Source organism: Clostridium algoriphilum (assembly GCF_020443705.1).
GTDB classification, from domain to species: Bacteria; Bacillota; Clostridia; order Clostridiales; family Clostridiaceae; genus Clostridium_AD; species Clostridium_AD algoriphilum.
The window spans coordinates 61,860-71,815 of sequence record NZ_JAIZZK010000023.1; the positions used below are offsets into that span (position 1 = coordinate 61,860).

At 29.6% G+C, this 9,956-nt stretch carries 11 protein-coding genes; 2 read left to right on the forward strand and 9 right to left on the reverse strand.

Going from position 1 to position 9,956, the window contains the following annotated elements; all coding sequences use genetic code 11:
- Positions 1 to 56: 56 nt before the first annotated feature.
- Positions 57 to 1,511 carry a HAMP domain-containing sensor histidine kinase gene (locus LGK95_RS15635; RefSeq protein ID WP_226125704.1) on the reverse strand — a complete coding sequence of 485 codons (1,455 nt, stop codon included), beginning with the start codon at positions 1,509 to 1,511 and terminating at the stop codon, positions 57 to 59.
- Positions 1,504 to 2,193: a response regulator transcription factor gene (locus LGK95_RS15640; RefSeq protein ID WP_226125705.1), complete on the reverse strand. Its 690-nt coding sequence runs from the start codon at positions 2,191 to 2,193 to the stop codon at positions 1,504 to 1,506. The genes LGK95_RS15635 and LGK95_RS15640 overlap by 8 nt, the downstream gene beginning before the upstream one ends.
- Positions 2,194 to 2,524: 331 nt before the next feature.
- On the opposite strand from LGK95_RS15640, the gene LGK95_RS15645 reads away from it, so the two are divergent.
- A complete protein-coding gene (locus tag LGK95_RS15645) occupies positions 2,525 to 2,974 on the forward strand; it encodes a YsnF/AvaK domain-containing protein (protein WP_226125706.1) in 450 nt (149 codons plus the stop codon).
- Between the two features lie 72 nt (positions 2,975 to 3,046).
- A complete protein-coding gene (locus tag LGK95_RS15650; RefSeq protein ID WP_226125707.1) occupies positions 3,047 to 3,505 on the forward strand; it encodes a YsnF/AvaK domain-containing protein in 459 nt (152 codons plus the stop codon).
- A gap of 52 nt (positions 3,506 to 3,557) precedes the next feature.
- Here the strand turns inward: LGK95_RS15650 and LGK95_RS15655 are convergent, their stop codons facing one another.
- The 7 genes from LGK95_RS15655 to LGK95_RS15685 form a co-directional block, all read right to left on the reverse strand.
- Positions 3,558 to 4,496 (reverse strand): DMT family transporter, encoded by a 939-nt coding sequence (locus LGK95_RS15655; RefSeq protein WP_226125708.1) that lies wholly within the window; start codon positions 4,494 to 4,496, stop codon positions 3,558 to 3,560.
- 87 nt (positions 4,497 to 4,583) lie between these two features.
- Complete coding sequence (locus LGK95_RS15660; RefSeq protein WP_226125709.1) at positions 4,584 to 5,483, reverse strand: metallophosphoesterase; 900 nt, start codon at positions 5,481 to 5,483, stop codon at positions 4,584 to 4,586.
- 99 nt (positions 5,484 to 5,582) lie between these two features.
- Positions 5,583 to 6,062 (reverse strand): 23S rRNA (pseudouridine(1915)-N(3))-methyltransferase RlmH, encoded by a 480-nt coding sequence (rlmH, locus tag LGK95_RS15665; protein ID WP_226125710.1) that lies wholly within the window; start codon positions 6,060 to 6,062, stop codon positions 5,583 to 5,585.
- 217 nt (positions 6,063 to 6,279) lie between these two features.
- Entirely contained in the window at positions 6,280 to 6,777 is a 498-nt protein-coding gene (locus LGK95_RS15670; RefSeq protein WP_226125711.1) for an SEC-C metal-binding domain-containing protein, read from the reverse strand.
- A gap of 127 nt (positions 6,778 to 6,904) precedes the next feature.
- Positions 6,905 to 7,468, reverse strand: coding sequence for a GerMN domain-containing protein (locus LGK95_RS15675; RefSeq protein WP_226125712.1), 564 nt, complete (start codon positions 7,466 to 7,468; stop codon positions 6,905 to 6,907).
- Between the two features lie 142 nt (positions 7,469 to 7,610).
- Positions 7,611 to 8,396 (reverse strand): MBL fold metallo-hydrolase, encoded by a 786-nt coding sequence (locus LGK95_RS15680; RefSeq protein WP_226125713.1) that lies wholly within the window; start codon positions 8,394 to 8,396, stop codon positions 7,611 to 7,613.
- Between the two features lie 25 nt (positions 8,397 to 8,421).
- Positions 8,422 to 9,678, reverse strand: a complete 1,257-nt coding sequence (locus LGK95_RS15685) for a UDP-N-acetylglucosamine 1-carboxyvinyltransferase (protein ID WP_226125714.1) — start codon at positions 9,676 to 9,678, stop codon at positions 8,422 to 8,424.
- Between the last annotated feature and the right edge of the window lie 278 nt (positions 9,679 to 9,956).

A 9,956-nucleotide genomic window follows, 5' to 3' on the forward strand; every position in this document is an offset into this window, starting at 1 on the left:
AGCTAAATTTCATAGGTATTTCGTTTCATTTTTTTCGCTTTATGCTATGATGTTCTCTAATTATCCTTTAATTCTATTATAAATTTGCAACCTTTATCTAGGCCTTGCGCTAAATGTATATTCCCGCCATGTTTTTTAATTATAGCCTTTGATATTGCAAGTCCTAGTCCTGTACCACCAGTTTTGGAGTTCCTCGAAGCATCCACACGAACAAAAGGTTCAAATATATCTCCTTCAAAGTCTTTTGGTATTCCTACTCCGTTATCTTCAATAATAATTACAGTTGTGCCTTCATTTACTAAAAGCTTGATACTAATAGTAATTCCTCGGCCATTATACTTAATACTATTTAATATAATGTTACTTAAAGCTCTATCTAAGTTCTTTCTATCAAATAAAATTTCTACTTCATCCTCTGTAATATCAAACTCATATTGAACGCCTTGTTGCTCCATCATTGGAACATACCCAGCAATAAGTTCTCTTAAAAACTCCCCTATATCATTCTTATTTATATCTAATCTATATTCCGTACTTTCAATACGAGAAAATTCAAAAAGGTCTTGAATTAGATCATTTGCCCGCCTACTATTGTTATTAATAACTTTTAATAACTTGTTTTTTTCTTCAGTTAAAATATCATCATTTTCTAGTAGAAATTCAGAATACCCCAATATACTTGTTAACGGATTTTTTAAATCATGAGATATGTCAAGAATCATTCTTTTTCTATTCTGTTCTGCTTTTTCCTTTAGTAATCTTTCTTGTTGTATCTTTTCTGCCATTAAATTAAATGCATCCTTTAGCTGACCTATTTCATTTATAGAATCAATCTCAACACGTGCTGAGTATTCACCATTTTTGAAAGTATTAACTCCTTTTAGAAGTTTTTTTAACGGGTTAACAAAAATCATTGATGTAATTTTAGAATAAAGTACCATCGTACATAATAAAAATATAAATATTATAAAGGGAAATATTTTCAGAAATGAGATTCCTCTATTTATAGGGTTGCTAGCTTGTTCTAATTGTTCTTTATGTTCAAGTCCCCAAGTATAGGCATCAAAAATACTGTTAGGCATGGCCGTAATTAGAATAAACTCTTTCTTCGCTCCATATTTACTTGTATAAAAATAACCATCTTTTAAATTATTAGTAATCATATCATTATAATACTTTTGTGGGTATTTAAACCCTACCTCATGTTTACTTCCATTTTGCATTACAATAACTAAATCTTTATTAAGCACCTCAACATATCCCTTATGTTTTATAAAATTAGTTACATTAATATCCTTATAATTTTGCTTTATAATATACTGCGCTGTAGTATTTTCTGTTGGTGAACCCACATAATTTACAGAGAAATAAAACAATAAAGTTCCAATGGTTATAACGAATATAACAACTATAATAATTAAAAACAGAAAATAGTTCTTAAACAGTTGGGTAGCCATTTTCTTGCTTTTAAAATATGTTGCTATTATTTTTAATCTATTTCTATTAATCATGATTTTTCTCCATTTTATATCCTATTCCCCTTATGGTTTTTAAATATTTAGGGTTTTTAGGATCAATTTCAATTTTTTCTCTTATATGACTTATATGAACCATTATAGTATTAGAATCTCCATAATATGGATTTTTCCAGACTATTTCATATAGTTGCTTTTTAGTATATACCTTTCCAGGGTTTTCTAAAATAAACTCAAGTAACCTATATTCTTTTGGATTTAATGCTACTTCTACATCGTTTTTATAAATACCACAACATTCTTTGTCTAACATTAATTCTCCAATTTTTATACCAGTTTTATGATTTTTATTAGAATATTTATAATACCGTCGTAGCTGAGCCTTAACTCGTGCAATTATCTCAATGGGACTAAAAGGTTTTATCACATAATCATCCGCACCTAATCCAAGTCCAAGAATTTTATCAGACTCTTCGTCTCTTGCAGTTATAAATATTACAGGTATTTCGCTGGTTTCTCTAATCTTTTTCAGAACCTTAAATCCATCAATTTTTGGGATCATAACATCCAGTAAAGCAATGTCTATATCCTTATTGTCAAATATATCCAAAGCCTGCACGCCATCTTCAGCTGTGTAAATCTTATATCCTTCTTTTGATAAATGAATTTCTAGCAATTCCCTTATATCTTGCTCATCTTCTACAATAAGAATATTCATAATGTATCCCTCCATCTTTATACATTGTAACCCCAAAGTGTACTTTGACTCAAATAAAAATAGTTAGAATATATATATTTATTTTATCCTTGTGCTTTACTGCTTATTTATTTACCATTATTACCTTAAGAAAAAAAATTTAAATAAAGATAAATCAAAAAAAGTTACTTCACAATGATATAAAAGTTTCTCTCATAAATGTCTAATGGTTAATTTATACATTTAAGTAATTACTAAAGGACAATATATAATAAACCTTTAGGATAATATATTTCTTTAAAGGACAATATATTAATGGAGCATAATTATTAATTAATGGAGGTATTTATATATGAGCATACTTGATGGAATTTTTAAAAAAGGTGACGACAGTGTTAAAGCGAAAACAGAGGATACTGCAAAGCTCAGTCTACGCAAAGAAGAACTTGATATTGCAAAGAGCCGTGCACAAAAGGGTGACGTGGAAATTGGGAAAGAAATTTTAGAAGAACACAAGAAAGTTGATGTCCCAGTGTCATGCGAAGAAGTAGTAATTGAAAGAAGATCATTAAACAACGAAGCGAGTGATTCACCTATCACAAGCGAAGAAACCATCAAAATTCCTATAAGTGAAGAGAAAGTTGATGTAAATAAACATACAGTAGTAACTGGAGAAATTTTAGCTCACAAACGTGAAATAGAAAATACAGCACATATTGACGAAACCCTTAAACGAGAAGAAGCTCGGATTAATAAAGTTGGAGATGCCAATATAATAGACGATGGTATAGACCACAGCTAATAAATTAGAAAACACCTCTGTATTACAATAGTAATATGGAGGTGTTTTTCAAAATAAGTGGAGGGAAAATGTATGAATAAAATACCCACGGAAAATAAGAATGCTACTTGCGTATCAGAAACAACTTCATTTAACCAACTCATAGATGACCCTAGTAAAGATGTGAGCCTCAAAATTAAACAAGAAGAACTTGATATATCTAAAAGATGGATGCAAACAGGAGGTATTAATGTTCATAGGGAGTCCTTTACCATAAATAAAAATTTTACAATACCTATTGAACATGTAGATCTTGTAATAGAAAAAAAAGACCTATCATCCGCTATCCCTGATAATAAAGATATCTCTCCAGAAATTATTCGTATACCACTTAGCGAGGAAAATGTTGAATTTACAAAGCACAAAGTTTCATTAGAAGATGTATCTATATATAAACAAAAAATAGAAGATATAAAAGAGATTGAAACTACTTTAAAAAGAGAGGAACCTACAATTAAAATTTCAACATCACTACAGGTTAAAGACGAATAAAACATTTGGGCTTATAAAAGATATTAGAAACTTTTATAAGCCTACCTTTTGTTTAGCCTATATTTCGTATGTTACTTTTTTCTTTGTTTACCATCCATATACCAACACATACTAAAATAAGTGCGATTATATTTTTATATTCAAATATATTCTCTTGCAAAAATATTGCTGATAAAATAGTCCCAAAAATTGGTGTTAAAAAATTAAAAACAGATACTGGGCCTACTTTGTTATATTTTAGAAGTTGGTTCCATAATGAGAAAGATGCTGATGATAATAAAGCCAAGTAAATTAATATTAATGATGAATTGATTGTAAAATTATGTACTCTACCACCTAAAAGAATACCAAGGAGCATCAATATTATACCTCCGATAAAAAGGCTATACCCTGTTACAACCATTACATCCATCTTCTGCGTAAGTTTTTTCGCATATATAACACTTATCGAAAAAGTAAACGCTGCAATTATTATAAATCCTTCTCCCATAAAGCTGAAAGAAAACCGTAATAAATCAGAGCTAAAATTAACAATCATAACTCCAATAAAACCTACAATACATCCAACTATTTTTTGCATATTTAACTTATCATTCGTATATATGTAATGAGCTAAAATAACACTGAAAAATGTTACAGTTGAATTCATTATAGAACTCTTAACGCCCGTGGTATTGGCAACCCCTATATAAAAAAATATATATTGCAATGTTGTTTGAATAACTCCTAAATAAAATAAATCTTTAACATTTTCCTTTCGAATGTTAAAGATTTTCTTTCCATATTTTTGTGCAATCATAAGCAAGACTATACCTGCTATAATAAATCTATATCCTGCAAATACAAGTTTTGATGGTATATCACCTGTAGAAATATTAAATAATATATATCCGATTTTTATTGCAGGATAAGCACTTCCCCATAATAAGCAACATAATGTTGCAATAATAGCTACAATTTTTTTATCTGTAAACAATTTATTTTCATTCAAGTTAATCAGAATCCTTTCTTACTGTTTGTTTGTGTATATCAACATAATTATAGTAAACCACTAAGAAGAAGTACTTAAGTTAGATAACTATATAGTCACCATTATTTGATTACATTCAATACTATTAGTAATCATATCTAATGTAATCTCATAATAGCTCCCATAAGAATTGATGATATTACAATTACCACCCTTTCCACTTATAAGAAAAGGAATCTCATTGAAAGTTTTTTTTAAATTATACTTACATTTCATCATTGTATGCATATGGTGAGAAAAAATAGCACATACATTTACATTAGAGTTTATACTATTTTTAAATAAATTTTCCTGATCTCCTTGTAAATAATGATAATCATTTTGCGCAAGACTATCATTGCAATCTTTAATTCTAAAGGGACTATGAAAATCAATCAGGTATAAATTAGTAGAATTCATTCTTTTAAGTAAATCAATATCCTCATTCTCTTTCTCTGAAAAATATGAATATATAGCTGGTTTTGGAACTACAGGTTCAAAGCAATAATGTGTATTTAGATAAATGTATCGTACATTTGTTCCAGATATATTAATTTCATCTCGTGTATTTCCAATAAACTTCTCAAAGTTTTTAGAATCAGGTTCTGGTTTTGATATATCATAATCATGATTCCCTATAGAAATAAAAACTGGAATTCCTTTATGAATCATCTCAGAATACGTTAAATGGTAAAAAAGCTCGAAACTCGCTTCATCCTTTCCATTATTCACAGCATCCCCACCATGTATTATAAAGTCTGGATTAAAATGATTAGTTTCTTTTCTACAACTAATCTCAATCAAAACTTTATTATATATGAATGCATTTTTCCCGAGACAACCAGTTGTATCCGCAATCACATGGCTATCACCTAAAACAATAAACTTTAATATTTTTCCATTGATCGGTTTATTATTAAGCATTTCCTTGGATATATAATTTAATGGTTTTATACTCAAATGTGTCATAAAAGTCACCTTCTTTTTCAATATTAGACTTAAAATAAAATTAAAATTTTAACAATAATATTATTACCCCACAAAAAATATATAAAATTGGAATCTATGTTATTTATGGTACGGTTCACCACTTATTATTCTAAACCCTCTATAAATTTGTTCTAGCAGCATTACCCTAAATAACTGATGTGGGAAAGTCATCTTTGAAAAGCATAATTTGTAATTAGATCTATCTAAAACAGCCTTAGATAAGCCTAATGAACCTCCTATTACAAAAGCTATATTACTATCACCGCTTATACCAAGATCTTTTATGTAATCTGACAACTCTATTGAGGATAACATATTTCCTTTTAGCTCAAGAGCAATTACAAACATGTTATCCTTAATTTTCGTAAGAATAACATCTCCTTCTTTTTTCTTTATTAACATTTCTTCCTTCTCAGAAGCGTTATCTGGAGTTTTCTCATCAATCAATTCAACTATGTTAAGCTTACAGTATCTAGTTAGCCTTTTGGTATATTCATCAATTGCACTTTTCAAATACTTTTCTTTTATTTTCCCGACGCAAATTATGGTTATGCTCATTATGAGTCTCCTTTATTTCACTTATATTAGTATTATAATACATGTAATCTAATATTGTATGGTATATTATAAAATTAAAAATTAATGTTAGAACTATTACATTGTTAATCAAAAGACTTTTCAAATATCATGCAAAGTTCAAAAAGAAATAAACCCTGCCACAGTGTGCAAAGTTTTTTTACTGTAATTCATAATATTTTATGTGCTTATTAGAACATTATTTTCCACAACATTTTTTATATTTCTTTCCACTTCCACAAGGACATGCATCATTTCTTCCAATTTTATCGTTATTAACTACCATTTTAGAATCTCTATAATCTCTTTGAATTTCTTTTCTTTTTTCCCTTGAGAAAATACCTTCCCATTGTGGAAGCTCATATAAATAATCTGCTTTTGCATCTAGCATATTAAAATAAAGTTTTTCAAAGTCTACTTTTAAGTTGACTTTTGTGTCTCTTTCAGTTTCTTCTAGTTGTACAGGTTCTAAAAGACTATCGTTTATACCATCAGTAAATCCCATAAAATATATGTTAGATACTTCAAAGTAGTCTGCAAGCTCATCCATTGTACCCTTAACTTCATCTTGATATTTTGATAATAATTTTGTATATATGCGTCTTTCTATTTCTCCATAATCATGCCAAAATGCAGGTTCTCCTCTGCGCTTAACATAGTCAACCACCATATCCGTCCACTCTTTATATAAACTCATCCTCTATTCTCCTCCAAATCATTTTGTTTGTACATTTAATTATTATAATAAAAATTTCTCCAATTTTCAACATATATATTAAAATTTCTTAAATTAATTGCACTTAGTTTACTCCTGCATATACATTCTATTTTTTAATTGAAATTATTTCATCTTTACTAAAAGGCTTAGATATATTAAAATTACCACCTAAAGTATCAATATCTTTATTTTCCATTGTAATTTTCACTTTTTTAACAGATGACAATTGAGATAATGATGCCGCTATACTTTGTAAACAACTTTCCTCTTTTACCACTGACATATCTACTTTAGCTTCCTTACTTAAATTCACATAAGCAATAGTATCTTTAATAGAAAAACTCAATAGTCTAGTTTCTTTAGGAAGTATTGGTCTTAGCTCACTTTTTGCAGTAGGTCCTTTTATAAGTTCTTGCATAATAGTTTCTCCAATAAGCTCTTCTTTATTAATAAGTCTTTCATCTTTAACTACTTGGATAGTAGAACCATCTTTAGTACCATCAAAATAAATACCCAATTGAATAAAGCCATCTTTTTCTAGAGGAAGTTTAAGATTTTCAAGCTTTTCTTTATTTGTAACGCTTTTATCATCTTTTTTTTCACATCCAAAAAATGTTACTGTTGAAACAACTAGCATAGAACATAATAATATCTTAATTGTTTTCGTCATTTAGACCTCTCCTTTAATAATCCACTAAAGTGGCTTAATTAACGACTACAGAAGAAAGTCTACACTCCTACCAAAGTATTAAATCTACTTAAGTAGTAATACCCATGTTGCTAAAGATAAATGGTTTTCCTCTGAAATGCCGTTAAAAGTCAATTACATCACTTGGCATATTTCTTCTAGCTAAATCTAAAGAGATATCCTTACCTATTTCAATACAATTCTCTTTAAGAATATTAGCCACTGTCTGATAAGCTAATTCAGGAAAATTATTAGTTTTACTCAAATGTCCTAAAATAATATGTTTTTGTTTATCATTCATTATTTCGACTATAGCTTGCCCACATGCATCATTTGATAAGTGGCCCACATCACTTAATATTCTTTTTTTTAAGGGATACGGATATGGACCGAACTTTACCATTTCCACATCATGATTGCTCTCAAGTAATATTACATCTGCATCTTTAATTATAGTCTTAACTTCGCTTGAAAAATATCCCAAATCTGTAGCTATACATGCCTTTTTATTTCCACTATATAAGGCATATCCTATAGGTGCTGCAGCATCATGTGATATTTTATAATTAGCTATATGCATGTCCATTATATCTACAGAATTATTATTAATAATTTTTATATTATTTTCCTTCACATTACCTATTTTAGTTTCCATAGCTTCCCAAGTATATTCATTTGCGTAAATTGGTATGTCATACCTTCTAGAAATTATTCCCGCACCTTTTATGTGGTCAGAATGTTCATGAGTGATAAAAATGCCATCAATATCATTAGGATTCTGATTAATATGTTTAAGTGCACTTTCAATGCTTTTTCCGGGCATACCAACATCCACTAAAATTTTTGTCTTCTGTGATGCCACAAATATACTATTTCCACTACTTCCACTATATAATGGACAAAAAATCATAATTGTCTCCTTTTATTATAAATTGTTATATAGTAACTCTTTTTATATCCGCACCTATATTTCTAAATTTTTCTTCTATGTTTGGGTATCCTCTATCAATATGTTCTATGCCCAAAATCTCAGTAGTACCTTCTGCTATAAGACCTGCTATAACTAAAGCAGCCCCTGCTCTTAAATCCGATGCCACAACTACAGTTCCTAAAAGTTTGTCTACACCATCCACAGTAGCAACGCTTCCCTCTACCTTTATATTAGCACCCATTTTTTTTAGTTCACCAACATGTTTAAATCTTGATTCCCAAATACTTTCGTTAATTATGCTTCTTCCCTCTGAAACAGATAACAATGTATTCATTGGTTGTTGAACATCCGTTGGAAATCCTGGATAAGGTAGTGTCTTAATATTTACAGCCTTAAGTCTTCCATCTGCTTTAACAGTAACACTGTCTCCACCTTCAATTACTTCTGCTCCCATTTCAATAAGTTTAGCAGAAATTGATTCGAGATGTTTTGGAATAACATTATTTACAGTTACTTCTCCACCACAAGCTGCTACAGCTATCATAAATGTGCCTGCTTCAATTTGATCTGGAATTACACTATAAGTACATCCTGTTAATTCCTTCACACCTATAACTCTTATAACATCCGTACCTGCACCTTTAATATTAGCTCCCATAGAGTTTAAGAAGTTTGCTACATCAACTACATGTGGTTCTTTTGCAGAATTTTCTAAAATAGTTGTACCTTCTGCAAGTGTCGCAGCTGTCATTACATTTATTGTCGCTCCTACACTAACAACATCAAAATAGATGCTAGTCCCAATTAACTTATCAGCCTGAACATTAACTGCTCCGTTCTCAATAGTTACTACTGCTCCAAGCGCCTCAAATCCTTTTATGTGTTGATCTATAGGTCTAGCTCCTATTGGGCATCCACCTGGTAGTGCTACTCTAGCCTTTTTAAACCTAGCTAAAAGTGCACCAATCAAATAATATGATGCTCTCATTTTTCTTACATCTTCTGTATTAGCATCTATGCTAGTTATACTTGTACTATCTATTGTAACTGAATCTTTTTCTCTTTTAATATTACAGCCTAAATTCTCCAATATTCTTTCAATACAGTTTACATCTTCTATATCCGGAATATTTTCAATGATACATTTACCCTTGCTTGCTATTATAGCTACTGGTAAAATTGCTACTGCTGCATTTTTTGCACCGCTTATTTCCACTTGACCAAGGATACGTTGACCCCCGTTAATAACCAATTTATCCATATTGTATCATCCTCACTATATATAATATATTAAGTACTTTTATTTTTACATACAACTCAATTATACCATACTACATTGCATTTTAACATTCATTTTAGAAATGTTAGACGATAATATTAAATCCATGATATTTTTTTTGATGACAATATAAAAGATCACCCGTGATATTGAACTGAACCACTAAAAACGGACATTGCAAAAACACCCCCATTTGTAGGATAATAAAACTATGATTGGGGGTATTGTTATGTCAGCAGTAAAAGGCAAAAAACAGTTTG

Excerpts from the sequence above, each read along its gene's own strand:
- LGK95_RS15670 (WP_226125711.1), bottom strand. The coding sequence starts at position 6,777 with ATGAGTTTATATAAAGAGTGGACGGATATGGTGGTTGACTATGTTAAG.
- LGK95_RS15650 (WP_226125707.1), top strand. The coding sequence starts at position 3,047 with ATGAATAAAATACCCACGGAAAATAAGAATGCTACTTGCGTATCAGAA.
- LGK95_RS15675 (WP_226125712.1), bottom strand. The coding sequence starts at position 7,468 with ATGACGAAAACAATTAAGATATTATTATGTTCTATGCTAGTTGTTTCA.
- LGK95_RS15645 (WP_226125706.1), top strand. The coding sequence starts at position 2,525 with ATGAGCATACTTGATGGAATTTTTAAAAAAGGTGACGACAGTGTTAAA.
- rlmH (WP_226125710.1), bottom strand. The coding sequence starts at position 6,062 with ATGAGCATAACCATAATTTGCGTCGGGAAAATAAAAGAAAAGTATTTG.
- LGK95_RS15680 (WP_226125713.1), bottom strand. The coding sequence starts at position 8,396 with ATGATTTTTTGTCCATTATATAGTGGAAGTAGTGGAAATAGTATATTT.
- LGK95_RS15640 (WP_226125705.1), bottom strand. The coding sequence starts at position 2,193 with ATGAATATTCTTATTGTAGAAGATGAGCAAGATATAAGGGAATTGCTA.
- LGK95_RS15635 (WP_226125704.1), bottom strand. The coding sequence starts at position 1,511 with ATGATTAATAGAAATAGATTAAAAATAATAGCAACATATTTTAAAAGC.
- LGK95_RS15685 (WP_226125714.1), bottom strand. The coding sequence starts at position 9,678 with ATGGATAAATTGGTTATTAACGGGGGTCAACGTATCCTTGGTCAAGTG.
- LGK95_RS15660 (WP_226125709.1), bottom strand. The coding sequence starts at position 5,483 with ATGACACATTTGAGTATAAAACCATTAAATTATATATCCAAGGAAATG.